This window comes from Marinobacter sp. G11, from assembly GCF_021282325.1.
Taxonomy (GTDB): domain Bacteria; phylum Pseudomonadota; class Gammaproteobacteria; order Pseudomonadales; family Oleiphilaceae; genus Marinobacter; species Marinobacter vinifirmus.
Window position 1 is genome coordinate 164,712 of record NZ_JAJSPB010000005.1, and the last position, 14,019, is coordinate 178,730.

10 protein-coding genes are annotated in these 14,019 nt (G+C 58.1%); 1 reads left to right on the top strand and 9 read right to left on the bottom strand.

Annotated elements, in window-relative coordinates:
- Nucleotides 1–20 precede the first annotated feature (20 nt).
- The 9 genes from LWH94_RS05345 to purU form a co-directional block, all read right to left on the bottom strand.
- Entirely contained in the window at nucleotides 21–317 is a 297-nt protein-coding gene (locus LWH94_RS05345; protein WP_022990025.1) for an integration host factor subunit beta, read from the bottom strand.
- A gap of 132 nt (nucleotides 318–449) precedes the next feature.
- Nucleotides 450–2,141: a 30S ribosomal protein S1 gene (rpsA, locus tag LWH94_RS05350; RefSeq protein ID WP_022990024.1), complete on the bottom strand. Its 1,692-nt coding sequence runs from the start codon at nucleotides 2,139–2,141 to the stop codon at nucleotides 450–452.
- Between the two features lie 130 nt (nucleotides 2,142–2,271).
- A complete protein-coding gene (gene cmk / locus LWH94_RS05355; RefSeq protein ID WP_022990023.1) occupies nucleotides 2,272–2,952 on the bottom strand; it encodes a (d)CMP kinase in 681 nt (226 codons plus the stop codon).
- Nucleotides 2,952–5,225: a bifunctional prephenate dehydrogenase/3-phosphoshikimate 1-carboxyvinyltransferase gene (locus tag LWH94_RS05360; RefSeq protein ID WP_442914967.1), complete on the bottom strand. Its 2,274-nt coding sequence runs from the start codon at nucleotides 5,223–5,225 to the stop codon at nucleotides 2,952–2,954. The genes cmk and LWH94_RS05360 overlap by 1 nt, the downstream gene beginning before the upstream one ends.
- Nucleotides 5,182–6,306 (bottom strand): histidinol-phosphate transaminase, encoded by a 1,125-nt coding sequence (gene hisC, locus LWH94_RS05365; RefSeq protein ID WP_232901482.1) that lies wholly within the window; start codon nucleotides 6,304–6,306, stop codon nucleotides 5,182–5,184. The genes LWH94_RS05360 and hisC overlap by 44 nt, the downstream gene beginning before the upstream one ends.
- Before the next feature lie 32 nt (nucleotides 6,307–6,338).
- Nucleotides 6,339–7,436: a prephenate dehydratase gene (pheA, locus tag LWH94_RS05370; RefSeq protein WP_232901483.1), complete on the bottom strand. Its 1,098-nt coding sequence runs from the start codon at nucleotides 7,434–7,436 to the stop codon at nucleotides 6,339–6,341.
- A 2-nt stretch (nucleotides 7,437–7,438) separates the two neighbouring features.
- Nucleotides 7,439–8,521 (bottom strand): 3-phosphoserine/phosphohydroxythreonine transaminase, encoded by a 1,083-nt coding sequence (serC, locus tag LWH94_RS05375; protein ID WP_232901484.1) that lies wholly within the window; start codon nucleotides 8,519–8,521, stop codon nucleotides 7,439–7,441.
- On the bottom strand, nucleotides 8,518–11,124 hold the full coding sequence (gene gyrA, locus LWH94_RS05380) for a DNA gyrase subunit A (protein WP_058340480.1): 2,607 nt from the start codon (nucleotides 11,122–11,124) through the stop codon (nucleotides 8,518–8,520). Before gyrA ends, serC begins: the two co-directional genes overlap by 4 nt.
- 126 nt (nucleotides 11,125–11,250) lie before the next feature.
- On the bottom strand, nucleotides 11,251–12,105 hold the full coding sequence (gene purU, locus LWH94_RS05385; RefSeq protein WP_022990017.1) for a formyltetrahydrofolate deformylase: 855 nt from the start codon (nucleotides 12,103–12,105) through the stop codon (nucleotides 11,251–11,253).
- A 144-nt stretch (nucleotides 12,106–12,249) separates the two neighbouring features.
- Between purU and ggt the strand changes: the two genes are divergently transcribed.
- On the top strand, nucleotides 12,250–14,010 hold the full coding sequence (gene ggt / locus LWH94_RS05390) for a gamma-glutamyltransferase (protein ID WP_232901485.1): 1,761 nt from the start codon (nucleotides 12,250–12,252) through the stop codon (nucleotides 14,008–14,010).
- Nucleotides 14,011–14,019: the final 9 nt, after the last annotated feature.

Sequence of the window (14,019 nt, forward strand, 5' to 3'; positions counted from 1 at the left end):
TTGATCAGTGCGGGCGTGGTTCAGAAGCCTTTTTTCAGACTGTCGTTCACCTGCTCACGCAACTCTTTACCAGGCTTGAAGTGGGGCACAAACTTGGCAGGCAATTGAACCGCTTCCCCGGTTTTCGGGTTGCGACCGGTGCGGGCTTCCCGGTGATGCAGGGAAAAGCTACCAAACCCCCGGATTTCAATTCTTTGACCATCAGCAAGAGCCTGGGACATATGCTCGATGACCGTTTTAACCGCGAGCTCAACATCCTTGACGGAGAGCTGAGTCTGCTTCGAGGCAATCAGTTCTACCAGTTCGGACTTCGTCATGAGGCGTTTCCCTCTGTCGTTATTATTCCGTGGTCACTTACCGGATTCCAATGCCTCTAGTTTAGCCAAACCAGAAAAAAACACAAAAAAAACGGGCTCTTAGAGCCCGTTTTTTTGACACCAATCGGAATTTTATTCCTTGTTGGCGTTCTGCTGCTGCATCTGTTCCTTGATCAGGTCACCGATAGTGGTGGCACCTGAGGACTCAGCAGCCTTGCTGCGTACATTTTCCAGGGCCTGCTTGTCGTCCTCTACGTCTTTGGACTTAACAGACAGGTTGATGACGCGGTTCTTGCGATCGATGCTAATGATCTTCGCTTCAACTTCTTCGCCTTCCTTCAGAACGTTACGCGCGTCTTCTACGCGGTCACGGCTGATTTCGGAAGCCTTCAGTACCGCTTCAACTTCTTCGTTCAGGGCAATGGTGGCGCCTTTGGCGTCAACTGCAGAAACAGTACCCTTAACGATGGAGCCCTTGTCGTTCAGCTGAACGAACTCGGCAAACGGATCGCTTTCCAGCTGCTTGATGCCCAGAGAGATACGCTCACGCTCGGGATCAACAGACAGGATAACGGTTTCAACTTCGTCGCCCTTCTTGTACTCGCGAACGGCTTCTTCGCCAGTCTCGTTCCAGCTGATATCGGACAGGTGAACCAGGCCGTCGATGCCGCCATCCAGACCGATGAAGATACCGAAGTCAGTGATTGACTTGATCTTACCGGAGATGCGGTCACCCTTGTTGAAGTTGCTGGAGAAGTCTTCCCACGGGTTGGATACGCACTGCTTGATACCCAGGGAGATACGACGACGCTCTTCGTCGATATCCAGGATCATCACTTCAACTTCGTCACCTACCTGAACAACCTTGGACGGGTGGATGTTCTTGTTGGTCCAATCCATTTCGGATACGTGAACCAGACCTTCCACACCTTCTTCCAGCTCGGCAAAGCAGCCGTAGTCAGTCAGGTTGGTTACGCGTGCAGTAACCTTGGAGCTTTCCGGGTAACGGCCTTTGATGTCGACCCACGGATCTTCGCCCAGCTGCTTCAGGCCCAGGGATACGCGGTTACGCTCGCGATCGAACTTCAGGACCTTAACATTGATTTCGTCGCCCACATTCACGATTTCGCTCGGATGCTTGATGCGCTTCCAGGCCATATCAGTGATGTGCAGCAGGCCGTCAACACCGCCCAGATCTACGAACGCGCCGTAGTCGGTCAGGTTCTTGACGATACCCTTGATTTCCAGACCTTCGGTCAGGGTTTCCAGCAGAGCTTCACGCTGCTCGCTGTTTTCAGCTTCCAGAACGGCGCGGCGGGAAACAACCACGTTGTTACGCTTCTGGTCCAGCTTGATAACCTTGAACTCGAGTTCTTTGTTCTCCAGGTGCGCAGTGTCGCGAACCGGACGAACGTCTACCAGGGAACCCGGCAGGAAGGCACGGATGCCAGCCAGATCAACAGTGAAACCACCCTTGACCTTACCGTTGATGATACCCTTAACAACTTCTTCAGCTTCGAAGGACTTCTCGAGTACCTTCCATGCTTCAGCGCGCTTGGCCTTCTCACGGGACAGACGGGTTTCACCGAAACCGTCTTCAACTGCATCGAGAGCCACATCGACAACGTCGCCGACAGCTACTTCCAACTCGCCTTTTTCGTTCAGGAACTGGGAGGCGGGGATAACGCCTTCGGACTTCAGTCCGGCGTTAACGGTGACCCAGTCGTTATCGACGTCTACAACGGTTCCCTGAACAATGGAACCCGGTTGCATATCGATTTCTTTCAAACTTTCTTCGAAAAGATCCGCAAAGCTCTCGCTCATTATGTGCCCTATATGATCAACGCAAGTGTGCTCCGTGCCGCCAGCAACACGGTCTGTTAGTGATTTCCGGAATCAGCCAGCGGCTGGCAATTTGCGCTGCTTCCGGCATTCCAACGACAAAAAGGTGTAGTCAGGCCTGACCTGCTGCGGCCATACACCTGTCTAACACCTCTTCTATACTCAAACCCGTAGAATCAATGACTTGCGCATCATCTGCAGGCTTGAGAGGGGCCGCTGAACGGTTCATATCCCGCTCGTCACGTACCCGTATCTCTTCCAAAAGGGCGTCAATATTAACATCGACACCCGCTTGCATCAACTGGTTGTAGCGTCGCCTGGCCCGTTCTTCGGCACTGGCGGTCAGGAAGATCTTGACCGGCGCGTCCGGGAACACCACGGTTCCCATATCACGGCCGTCTGCCACCAGGCCCGGTAACTGGCGAAAATCCCGTTGCCGCTGCAGCAGGGCATCGCGAACCGGCTGCATAACCGCAACCTTCGAGGCGTTATCACCACAGGTTTCGGTACGGATTTCCGAGGTAACATCCTCGCCGGCCAGAACCACTTTAACCGGGTGCCCTTCCCCGGTCGGCTCGAACGCCACATCCAGGGTCGCCGCCACTTTCACCAGCCCGGCTTCATCGTCCAGGGCAACGCCCTGCCGGGTTGCCGCCAGGGCAGTCAGGCGGTAGAGCGCGCCACTGTCCAGCAGGTGCCAGCCCAGTTTCCTGGCCAGCATCTGGGTGATGGTGCCTTTACCGGAACCGCCCGGGCCATCCACGGCGATTACCGGAGCCTTGGTCTGGGTCATTACTGAACACCTTCTGTACTGATCTGAATTCCTGTCTGCTTTGCCAGCTCAACGAAGCCCGGGAACGAGGTAGCTACGTTCGCGCAATCGTTGATCCGGATCGGGCCGTTAGCCCGCAACGATGCAACCGCAAACGACATGGAAATCCGGTGATCTTCATGGCTTTCGATGGTGCCGCCCCCTATTGCCTGGTCGCCGTCAATAATGATGCCATCCGGCGTTACCGTGGTTTCCACGCCCAGCGCAGCCAGGCCGTCAGCCATCACCTGAATACGGTCGCTTTCCTTCACCCGCAATTCCTCGGCGCCGCGCAGCACGGTGCGACCCTCGGCACAGGCGGCGGCAATGAACAGCACAGGGAACTCGTCAATGGCCAGCGGCACCTGGTCTTCCGGGATATCAATACCCTTCAGGCTCGCGGAGCGAACCCGCAAGTCAGCCACCGGCTCGCCACCAATCACCCGCTCTTCCAGCACCTCAATATCTGCGCCCATCTGGCGCAGAATATTGATCACACCAACACGGGTCGGGTTCATACCGACATGGCGCAGGGTCAGGTCGGAATCCGGGGCAATACTTGCCGCCACCAGGAAGAACGCTGCCGAGGAAATATCCGCCGGCACATCGATTGCACCGCCAGTCAGCTTGCCACCGCCGGTAACACTGGCCGTGGCGCCATCACGGTGCACGTGGTAGCCGAAACCCTGCAACATACGCTCGGTGTGGTCGCGGGTAGGAGCAGGCTCGGTTACGGAGGTCACACCTTCGGCGTACAGCCCTGCCAGCAACAGGCACGACTTCACCTGGGCACTGGCCACCGGCATGTCGTAGTGAATACCAGTGAGGTGCTGCCCGCCCCGGATCTTCAGGGGCGGACGACCACCTTCTGCGGTATCAATCACCGCACCCATGGCGCGCAACGGGTCGGCTACTCGGCCCATTGGGCGCTTGGACAGGCTGGTATCTCCGGAGAGTTCAGAGTCAAACGGCTGCGCAGCCAGCAGTCCGGCAAACAAACGCATCGCGGTACCGGAATTGCCGAGATACAGCGGGCCCCGAGGCGCCTGCAGGCCGTTCATGCCAACACCGTGGATGCGGACAAACCCGTCTTCCGGGCCTTCAATCGTTACACCCATATCCCGGAACGCCTGCAAAGTCGCCAGGCTGTCTTCGCCTTCCAGGAAACCCTTAACCTCGGTAATTCCCTCAGCCAGGGCACCCAGCATGATGGAGCGGTGAGACATGGACTTGTCACCCGGCACCCGGATATCACCCCGGACAGAACCGCCGGGTTGCATTAGGAAAGTCACCTGCTTGTCACTGTTATTCGTCACGTAAGCCTGCCCTGAAAGCATCTTGGAAAAATGTTCACGCGCCGCCTTGGCGCGACTGAATACCCGAAGCAGCGTAGCGCCATCACCGGCGGCGATGGCAGACCGAAGCTGGTCGAGGTCCTGGGTAAAGTGGTCAATCACCCGCAGCACAGCATCGCGGTTTGACAGGAAAATGTCGTGCCACATGACCGGATCGCTGGCCGCAATCCGGGTAAAGTCCCGGAAACCGCCGGCCGCGTACCGGAAGATGTCCATATTCTCGTCTTCACCCGCCAGCGTGTCCACCAGCGAGAAAGCGATCAGGTGCGGCAAATGACTGGTAGCCGCCAGCACTTCGTCATGATAGGCCACAGACATGGTCAGCACCGTGGCTCCGGTGCCTTCCCACAGTGCCGTGAGCCTGCTGACACCCGAAGGAATCGCGCTTTCGGCTGGCGTCAGGATGACTTTATGGTGGGCAAACAGTTCCGGGTTAGCAGCGCGAATACCGCTCTTCTCTGAGCCGGCAATGGGATGCCCGGGAATGACATTTGCGGGTAAGGTGCCGAAAACGGCCTCCACATCCGCAACAAAGCTCGACTTGGTGCTTCCGACGTCGGTCAGCAAGGCATCATCTGCAAGAAACGGCTGAATCTGTTCGAGCACAGCCCGGGTAGCCCGCACCGGAACCGCCAGCACGATAAGGTCACTGCCCCGCACCGCCTGCTCAACACTTTCAGCGGCCTCGTCAATAACGCCGAGTTCAACCCCCAAAGCCGCATCTTCCGCTTTGCGGTCAAAGCCCACTACGGTACCGGCCAGCCGGTACTTGCGGATTGCGCTGGCCAGGGAACCGCCGATCAGGCCCAGGCCTATAACGGCAACACGACGAAAAACAGGCTCAGGTGCTGCCAAATCAGCCTCCCTCACCCGCTGATACCAGTGCCTCGGCAAGAGCATCCAGAAAACGATCGTTCTCTTCCGGCAGGCCCACAGAAACCCGCAGGTGACACGGCATGCCATAGCCGGCTACCGGGCGCACAATAACCCCGTGCGCCAGCAAAGCCTGGTACACACCGGCCGCCTGCTCGCCCACTTCTACCGCCACGAAATTGCCGGCGGAGGGAATGTAAGGCAGGCCCATCCGGTCAAAGCCTTCGCACAGCTGGCGCAGCCCGGCTTCGTTCACTTCCCGGGAACGGTTCAGATAGGCGTCGTCTTCCAGGACCGCGGTGGCAGCCGCCAGGGCGACAGTGTCTACATTAAACGGCTGGCGCACGCGGTTGAGAATATCGGCAATTTCCGGCGAGCTGATGGCATAGCCAACCCTCAGAGCTGCCAGCCCCCAGGCCTTGGAGAAGGTGCGGCAGACGATCAGGTTCGGGTATCGCGCCAGCAGCTTGATGCCGTCCGGGCATTCATCGCCGGTCAGATACTCGCAGTAGGCTTCGTCCAGAACCACCAGCACCCGCTCCGGAATGCGATCCAGGAAGGCTTCGAGGGCATCCGCTTCATGCACGGTTCCGGTGGGGTTATTCGGGTTGGCCACGAACACCAGCTTGGTGCGGTCTGTTACAGCAGCGGCCATGGCGTCCAGATCATGGCCCCAATCCCTGGCAGGTACCGAAACGCCCTTGGCCCCGATGGCCTGGGTGACAATGGGGTAAACGGCAAAGGCATACTGGGAGAACACCACTTCGCTGTCGCTGTCAGCAAAGCAGCGGGCGATCACTTCCAGTACATCGTTGGAACCGTTGCCCAGCGTGACCTGGTTCATGCCCACGCCAAAACGCTTCGAAAGCGCCTGCTTCAGGTCGAAACCGTTGCCGTCCGGGTACAGGCACATTTCTTCCAGCGCCTTACGGGCGGCAGCCATTGCCTTGTCACTGGGGCCCAGGGGATTTTCGTTGCTGGCCAGTTTAACAATCTCCGCGGGGTTCAATCCCAGCTCACGAGCCAGTTCCTCAATGGGCTTGCCCGGCTGATACGGAGACAGAGCCTGAACACCTTTCACCGCAAGACTCTGGTAATCCACTGCCATTCAACTTTCCTCCGGTTCCGGTCTGTAAAATCTTAGAGAACACCAATGGGGTATGAGCCCAGGCGTTTGAGCTCCACAGCTTCCTGATCAATTTCAGCGAGTACTTTTTTCACCTGGTCGTCATCCATGTGCCCTTCGAAATCGATGTAGAACACATAGGCCCAGGTGCCACTGGGCGACGGACGGGTTTCAATACGGGTCAGACTGATGCCATGGCGATGGAAGGGTTCCAGCACGGCGTATAGCGCACCCGGCTTGTTCCGCATGGACACCAGTACTGATGACTTATCCTGGCCGCTGGCAGGCACCTCTTCCTGGCCGATAATCAGGAAGCGGGTAGTGTTGTCTGGCCGGTCTTCAATACTGTTGGAAAGCTTTTCCAGACCGTACAGCTCTGCCGCCATATCACCGGCAATCGCGGCAGTGCCCGGCTCTTCAGCCGCACGGCGGGCCGCTTCTGCGTTGCTTGAAACGGTAATCCGTTCAATGCCGTAACGATGGGTATCCAGCCACTGGCGGCACTGGGCAAAGGACTGCTGATGGGAATAAATCCGGGTGATTTCCTGGTCTTTGTGCTTGGGCGAGACCAGCAAATGATGGTGAATCCGCAACTGCACCTCACCGCAGATTTTCAGCGGTGAGTCAATAAACATATCCAGCGTGTGGTTAACCATGCCTTCGGTGGAGTTCTCCACCGGCACCACGCCGTATTGGGCCGCACCAGATTCCACTTCACGGAACACGGCATCAATAGCCGGTAACGGAACACTGATCACGGAATGGCCAAAATGCTTGAGCGCCGCAGCCTGGGTGAAGGTGCCCAGGGGGCCGAGGAACGCGATATGCATCGGCTTTTCCAGGGCCAGGCAGGCCGACATGATTTCCCGGAACAGGCGGGCCATCTCTTCCGCCGGCAAAGGCCCCGGGTTCTGCTCCTTGATACGGCGCAGAACCTGGGCTTCCCGCTCCGGACGGTAGAAGAACACATCCTGCCCCGGATTGGCTGCCATCTTCACGCTGGCCACTTCCTGGGCGCATTTGGCACGGGCGCTGATCAGCTTCATGATCTGCTGATCAAGGCTGTCTATTTCATCCCGCAGCTCACCCAGACGGGTCTTCTCGTCCGTCATGATCAGCCCCGCTCCTTCGCAAATTCCGCCATGTAGGCAATCAACGCATCCACACCCTCTTCCGGCATGGCGTTGTAGATGCTGGCTCGCATGCCGCCTACCGAACGATGGCCCTGCAGGTTCAGCAGGTGCCGGGCTTCAGCACCTTTAAGGAACTCACCGTTGAGAGCATCGTCTGCCAGGGTGAACGGCACGTTCATCCAGGAACGGAAACGCGGTTCGATCGGGTTGGCATAGAAATCATTGGTATCAATGAAGTCGTACAGCTTCTTCGCCTTGCGGGCATTCAACTCGCCCATCGCCTTCACGCCGCCCTGCTCTTTCAGCCACTTGAACACCAGGCCGGACAGGTACCAGGAATAGGTCGCCGGCGTGTTGTACATAGAATCGTTATCGGCGATGACCTGATAGTTCATCATCGTCGGCGTTTCCTTGCGTGCCTTGCCCAGAAGGTCCTTGCGGATAATCACAACCACCAGGCCAGACGGCCCGATGTTCTTCTGGGCGCCGGCGTAAATCAGCCCGAACTTGTTGATGTCTACCGGGCGCGACAGCATGGTGGAAGACATGTCCGCCACCAGCGGCACCTTGCCGCTGTCCGGAATGAAATCGTATTCCAGGCCACCAATGGTTTCGTTCGGCGTGTAATGCAGGTACGCCGCATCGGCATTCGTAGTCCATACCGCCTGGTCCGGAATGGTGGTAAAACCGCTGTCTTCAGAGCTGGCCACCACATTCACATTGCCGTAACGGCTGGCCTCTGCGATGGCTTTCTTGGACCAGATACCGGTGTTCACATAATCGGCAGAGGTCTTTTCACCGAGCAGGTTCAGCGGGATGGTAGAGAACTGGCTGGAAGCTCCACCTTGCATGAAGAGTACGGCGTAATCGTCTGATATTCCTGCAAGTTCCCGAAGGTCTTTTTCAGCCGTTTCGGCAATCGCCACAAACTCGTCACTGCGGTGACTCATCTCCATCACCGACATGCCGGTGCCGCGCCAGTCGAGCATTTCGCTCTGAGCCTGCTTCAGCACAGCCTCCGGCAAGGTGGCCGGACCCGCACAGAAATTAAACGCCCTGCTCATTCTTCGGTTTCCTCGCCTTCAACGTCTACGTCAACGCCCGCATCGGTATCTTCCGCATCGGCATCGTCATCATCAGATTCTGCAATCCGCTCAACACCCACCAGGCGCTCGTCTTCCTGCGCCAGGCGAATCAGGCGCACACCCTGGGTGTTCCGGCTGAGTACAGAGACCTCATCGGTACGGGTACGCACCAGCGTGCCCTTGTCCGAAATCAGCATCATCTCGTCGCCTTCGAACAGCTGCAGGGCGGTTACCAGGTTGCCGTTACGCTCGGAGCACTGCATGGCGATAACGCCCTGACTGCCACGGCTGTAGGCCGGGAATTCGTCGATGGCGGTACGCTTGCCGTAACCGTGTTCACTGGCGGTGAGAATTACGCCGCCGTCCTGCGGAATAATCAGCGACACCACATGGTGGCCTTCCGGCATCTTGATACCGCGCACACCACGGGCAGTCCGGCTCATGGGCCGCACCTGGTCCTCGCGGAACCGCACCGCTTTGCCGGCAGTCGAGAACAGCATTACCTCGGCGGAACCGTCAGTGATGGCTGCACCAATCAGGGTATCGCCTTCGTCCAGGTTCAGGGCAATCAGGCCACTACTGCGCGGACGGGAGAAGTTCGGCAGCGGGGTCTTCTTGACCACACCGGCAGAGGTGGCCATCAGTACAAACTGGTCTTCCGGATAATCACGCACTGGCAGGAAGGTGGTAATACGCTCACCTTCGTCCAGCGGCAGGATATTGACCATCGGGCGACCACGGGAACCACGGCTGCCACGGGGAATCTCGAACACTCGCAGCCAGTACACCTTACCGCGGTCGGAGAAGCACAGAATGGTATCGTGGGAGTTGGCGACCAGCAGCTTCTCGATAAAGTCTTCATCTTTCATCGAGGTAGCGGCCTTACCGCGACCGCCACGGCGCTGGGCCTGGTAATCTTCAACCGCCTGGGTCTTGGCATAACCGCTGTGGGAAATGGTAACCACCAGGTCTTCTTCGTCAATCAGGTCTGCGATGGTCAGGTCACGCTGGGAACTGGTGATTTCGGTACGGCGCTCGTCACCAAACTCGGACACCACGGCTTCCAGTTCTTCACGGATAACCTGCATCAGGCGGTCCGGATCACCCAGGATTTCCAGCAGGCCGGCAATCTTCTCGAGGATTTCCTTGTACTCGTTCTGGAGCTTTTCGGTTTCCAGGCCGGTCAGGCGGTGCAGGCGCATATCCAGGATCGCCTGGGTCTGCTCCGGTGACAGGTAGTACAGGCCATCGCGCAGGCCGTAGAATTCCGGCAGGTCATCCGGGCGGCAGGCGTCTTCACCAGCACGTTCCAGCATGGCCAGGACGTCGCCGGGCGCCCAGCCCTTGGACATCAGCTTTTCCTTGGCTTCAACAGAGCTCGGAGAAGCCTTGATCAGTTCGATCATCTCGTCGATGTTGGCCAGGGCTACGGTCAGGCCTTCCAGGATGTGACCACGCTCACGGGCTTTGCGCAGCTCATAGATGGTCCGGCGGGTAACCACTTCGCGACGGTGGCGCACGAAGGCGTCGAGCATCTGCTTCAGGTTCAGGATCTTCGGCTCGCCGTTCAGCAGCGCAACCATATTGATGCCGAACACCGTCTGCAGCTGGGTGTGAGCAAAAAGGTTGTTCACCACCACTTCCGGGTTTTCACCACGGCGCAGTTCGATAACAACCCGGATACCTTCCTTGTTGGACTCGTCACGCAGCTCGGTGATGCCCTCAAGGCGTTTTTCCTTGACCAGTTCGGCGATCTTTTCGATCAGCTTCGCCTTGTTCAGCTGGTAAGGCAGCTCGGTGATGATGATCGCATCGCGGTTGGTCTTGTTGTCGTGCTCGATCTCGTGACGGGCACGGATATAGATACGACCACGACCGGTGCGGTAGGCCTCGACAATGCCGGCACGGCCGTTAATGATGCCCTGGGTCGGGAAATCCGGGCCCGGAATGTATTCCATCAGTTCATCGATGGTCAGGTCCGGGTTATCAATCAGCGCCAGACAGCCGTTAACAACTTCGGTCAGGTTGTGGGGCGGAATGTTGGTGGCCATACCCACGGCGATACCGGAGGAGCCGTTCACCAGCAGGTTCGGTACGCGGGTGGGCAGGACTTCCGGAATACGCTCGGTGCCGTCGTAGTTGTCTACGTAGTCGACCGTTTCCTTTTCCAGGTCCGCCAGCAGCGAGTGCGCCATCTTCTCCATGCGGATTTCGGTGTAACGCATGGCGGCCGCGTTGTCGCCGTCGATGGAACCGAAGTTACCCTGGCCATCAACCAGCGGGTAGCGCAGCGAAAACGGCTGAGCCATACGAACGATGGTGTCGTATACCGCAGAGTCGCCATGGGGGTGGTATTTACCGATAACGTCACCCACCACACGGGCAGACTTCTTGTACGCCTTGTTCCAGTCGTTACCCAGCTCGGACATGGCGAACAGAACCCGCCGGTGCACCGGTTTGAGGCCGTCGCGCACATCCGGCAGGGCCCGGCCAACGATAACGCTCATGGCGTAATCGAGGTAGGACTGTTTCAATTCGTCTTCAATATTGACCGGCAGGATCTCTTTGGCTAACTCACCCATCGAGAAAGGTTCCTTTGCGTTATCTGGAAGTCGTTACGGGGCCTTTTTCCGCACCCACATTTATTCTTCAACAAGCCGCCAAGCATACCACAGTCCACCCCTCGCCGGGGCAACTGTGGTAAAGCCTTAATCAAACACTACGGTCTTGTTTTCATAGGTAATCACGCGGTCTTCAACATGCGACCGGAGCCCGCGGGCCAGTACGTTCTTCTCAACATCCTTACCCAGGCGAACCATGTCTTCGATGGAGTCGCGATGGCTGATACGAATAACGTCCTGCTCGATGATCGGGCCTTCATCAAGATCCTGGGTTACGTAGTGGCAGGTTGCACCAATCAGCTTCACACCACGGCTATAAGCCTGGTGGTATGGCCGGGCACCAGCGAAAGACGGCAGGAAGCTGTGGTGGATATTGATCACCTTGCCCGCATACTTTTCACAAAGGGCAGCCGGCAGGATTTGCATGTAACGGGCCAGAACCACCACATCGGTTTCGTACTGTGCGAACAGCTCTTCAATGTGGGCAAAGGCTTCGGCCTTGTTTTCCTTGCTCACCGGCACGTGGTGGTAGGGAATGTCATGCCATTCCACCATCCGGCGCAGGTCATCGTGGTTCGAGATAACCGCCACGATTTCGCAGTTGAGTTCCTTGCTGTGCCAGCGGTGTAACAGGTCGGCCAGGCAGTGGGATTCCTTGCTGCACATCAGGATCACCCGCTTGGGGCGGGCAGAATCGGCAATGTGCCAGTTCATGTTGAACTCGCGGGCAATCGGTTCGAAGGCTGCGCGGAACTGGTCCAGCCCGAACGGAATCGATTCGGCCTTGATCTCGTGCCGCATGAAGAACCAGCCGGACTGGGTATCTGAGTGGTGGCTCGCCTCGGTAATCCAGCCATTGTAGGTGGACAGGAAATTACTCACCTTGGCAACAATCCCTACCCGGTCCGGGCAGGAAATAACAAGACGATAGGTATGCTCCATGAAGCCTTTCCTTAACTTGAATCCGGGAAAGCGGGTGCGACAGGGAACCGGCAAAACAAAGTTTGCGGCAAACGATCGGAACGCACCGTTAAAAATGACCGGCTATGATAGCCTATCTGAAAGCCAGAAACGAGGAGTGAGCGCATGGACAGAGTCAACCACAGCCTTTTAAAGAAAATCCCTCTGAGGGGCCTGTGGCGCCTTACAGCCGCAAGCTTGTTCGCAGTTGCAACCACTGCTGCGGCAGCCAGCAACCAGGCCATTCTGGAAGGCGAGCGCTTTCATCCCGTTCAAGGCACCCAGGGCATGGTGGCCACCAGCCACACACTGGCCTCGGAAGTGGCCCTGCAGGTTCTCAAGAACGGTGGTAACGCCGCAGATGCTGCGGTAACCGCCGGCTTTGCCCTGGCTGTCACCCAGCCCCGCTCCGGCAACATCGGTGGTGGCGGCTTTCTGCTCTACGCACCGGGCGATGGCTCCGCACCGGAAGCCATCGACTACCGGGAAACCGCGCCGGCGGCCGCTACCGAAACCATGTTCCAGGATGAAGACGGCAATGTGGTGAACGAGCGCAGCCGGTTCAGCCATAAAGCCGCGGGCGTTCCCGGCACCGTGGCTGGCCTGGCCATGGCCCTTGAACGCCATGGCACCCTGTCGCTGAAAGAAGCCCTGGCGCCGGCCATTCGCCTGGCCAGGGACGGCTTTGTGGTTCCACACCGGTTTACCGAGGGGCTGGAACAGGCGCGGGATCGCCTGCAACGCTGGCCCGCCACCCGCGATACCTTCTATAAGGAAGACGGCTCCGCACCGCAGCCGGGGGAAACGTTCAGGCAGCCGGAGCTGGCCGCTACCCTTCAACGCATTGCTGATCAGGGCATCGAGGGCTTTTACCAGGGCGAAACCGCCCGGCTGATTGTGGAAGAAATGCAGCGCGGCGAAGGGCTGATTACCCTGGAAGACCTGGCCAGCTATCAGCCCGCGGTCCGCCAGCCGGTGCAGGGTAATTACCGGGGATACGATATTTTCTCCATGTCACCGCCCTCTTCCGGCGGCACCCACATCGTCCAGATCCTGAATATTCTTGAGCACTTCCCCATTGGCGAATGGGGGCACAACTCCGCCAACACCCTGCACCACATGGCAGAAGCCATGAAGCTGGCCTACGCCGACCGGGCCGAATACCTGGGCGACACGGACTTTGTGGAGGTGCCCCTGGCCGGGCTGACCAGCAAAGACTACGCCGCAGAACTGCGCAAAGGCATTGCCCCGGACAAGGCCCGCCCGTCCCTCGAGATCAAGCCCGGCCAGCCCGCGGTATTTGAAAGCCCGGAAACCACCCACTTCTCGGTGGTGGACCGTTGGGGCAATGCCGTATCCAACACATACACCATCAATTTCAGCTACGGCTCCGGCATCACCGTGGCCGGCGCAGGCTTTCTGCTGAACAATGAAATGGACGACTTCAGCGCCAAGCCGGGCGCTGCCAACGCCTACGGCCTGATTGGTGGCGAAGCCAACAAGATTGAACCGGGCAAGCGTATGCTCAGCTCCATGTCGCCCACTATCGTGCGTAAAGACGGCAAGAATGTTCTGGTCACCGGCAGCCCGGGCGGCTCTCGTATTATCACCACCACCTTGCAGGTAGTGATGAATGTGATCGACCATAATATGAACATACAGACCGCCGTCAGCGCCCCGCGCATGCACCATCAGTGGCTGCCAGATGAGATTCGCATCGAACAGGGTATCAGCCAGGACACTATCGAATTGCTTGAGTCCCGGGGCCATGTGGTGAATACCAGTACCGCCATGGGCGCCATTCAAAGCATCATGATCGGCGAAGACGGCACCCTGTTTGGCGGCGCCGACCCCAGGCGAAGCACTTCATCCGCCATGGGCTTCTAATCAGACAGG